Annotated in this window: 1 protein-coding gene; it reads left to right on the top strand. The window is 65.3% G+C overall.

Annotation, left to right across the window (positions count from 1 at the left end):
- Positions 1 to 250: 250 nt before the first annotated feature.
- A partial coding sequence (locus tag AC1D00_RS38240) for a DUF1522 domain-containing protein (RefSeq protein WP_477014238.1) occupies positions 251 to 2,086 on the top strand: 1,836 nt, incomplete at its 3' end.

The raw sequence follows: 2,086 nt of genomic DNA, 5'->3' as shown, positions 1-2,086 counted from the left end.
GTTTCGAGAGGGCAGGCGAACTCTGAAAAGTAACCAGCGGTTATGGTTAATGGAGCGTAAGCGCGAAGAATTGCCAATGATTTCAGGCTGATTGCCATCTCACTCTGCGCTTCCCGCCCGCTTATGGTGAACCGGCGCTTATGCAGGCGATGTTYGTTTCACCCTTTGTTAGCCATGTCGCGGCACGCTGGCCCCGTCACTCGATCCGAAGCGATCGAACGAAGACGCGTAAGCCAGAAGGGTAAGAGTCATGTCAGGTATTGTTCTCTCTGCGTCGGTTCGTCAGAACCTGCTCTCTCTCCAGTCCACCGCCGACCTCCTCGCCACCACACAGAACCGTCTGTCGACCGGCAAGAGCGTCAACTCGGCCCTGGACAATCCSACCAACTTCTTYACGGCACAGTCGCTCGACAACCGCGCCAGCGACATCAACAATCTGCTCGATRGCATCGCCAACGGCGTGCAGGTGCTGCAGGCTGCCAACACCGGCCTGACCTCGTTGCAGAAGCTGATCGACAGCGCCAAGTCGATTGCCAACCAGGCGCTGCAGACCACCGTCGGCTACTCCACCAAGTCCAACGTCTCCACCACCATCTCGGGTGCGACGGCGGCCGACCTGCGCGGCACGACGAGCTTCGCCAGCGCGACCGCGAGCAGCAACGTGCTGTATAACGGCACGGCCGGCGGCACCACGGCGGCGACCGGCACCACGACGCTCGGCGCCACCATCGGCTCCTTTGCAAGCACTGGCGCAACGGCCGGTGACGGCACCACGGCGCTGACCGGCGCCATCACCCTGATCGCCACCAACGGCACGACCGCAACCGGCCTGGCCGGCAACGCCCAGCCTGCCGACGGCGACACGCTGACCGTGAACGGCAAGACCATCACGTTCCGCAGCGGCGCGGCTCCGGCGTCGACCGCCGTTACGGCCGGCTCGGGCGTCAGCGGCAACCTCGTCACCGACGGCAACGGCAACACCACCGTCTATCTCGGCACCGCGGGCACCCCGGCGGCGACCGTCAACGATCTCTTGTCCGCGATCGATCTGGCCAGCGGCGTGAAGACGGTATCCATCACCGCGGGCGCTGCGACGATCGCCGTGAGCGCCAGCCAGCCAGGTGCTGCGGTCTCGACCGCCGCCGCCGGCGCCGTCACGCTGAAGAGCTCGACGGGTGCGGATCTGAGTGTCACCGGCAAGGCCGACCTGCTCAAGGCCCTCGCCCTGACGACGTCCACAGGTGCAGGCAACGCCACCGTCAACGTCAACCGGACCACGAGCGCGGCCTCGCTGGGCGCGACCATCGCGGACGGGGCGACGCTGAACGTCGACGGTCACGTCATCACCTTCAAGAACGCGCCGATCCCGGGCTCGACCGGTGCGCCGAGCGTTCCGAGCGGCTTCGGTGCCTCCGGTAACGTCCTCACCGACGGCAACGGCAACTCGACGGTCTATCTACAGGCCGGCACGGTCAACGACGTGCTGAAGGCGATCGACCTTGCCACCGGCGTGCAGACTGCCACGATCAACGCCAACGGCACCGCGACGCTGGCGACCGCCACCGGCCAGTCGAACTCGACGATCAATACCTCAGGTCAGCTCAAGATCTCGACCGGTATCAACGCCGACCTGTCGATCACCGGCACCGGCAATGCGCTGAACGTGCTCGGCCTCGCCGGCAACACCGGCAATGCCACTGCCTTCACCGCGGCGCGCACCTCCGGCATCGGCGGCATCGCCGGCAAGACCTTGACCTTCACCTCCTTCAACGGCGGCACGGCGGTCAACGTCACCTTCGGCGACGGCACCAACGGCACGGTCAAGACGCTYGATCAGCTCAACACCAAGCTGCAGGCCAACAACCTGACGGCGACGATCGACGCCAATGGCCTGCTGACGGTCTCCACCACCAACGACTACGCGTCCTCGACTATCGGATCGAGCGCCGCGGGTGGTGCGATCGGTGGCACGCTCACTTCCTCGCTCACGTTCTCGACGGCTTCCACCCCCGTCCAGGACACGGTCGCCCAGACCTCGCGTGCGAACCTGGTGTCTCAGTACAACAACATCCTGAACCAGATCGAC

The organism is Bradyrhizobium sp. P2_E8 (assembly GCF_056403875.1).
This window is presented reverse-complemented; position numbering and strand designations above follow the sequence as displayed.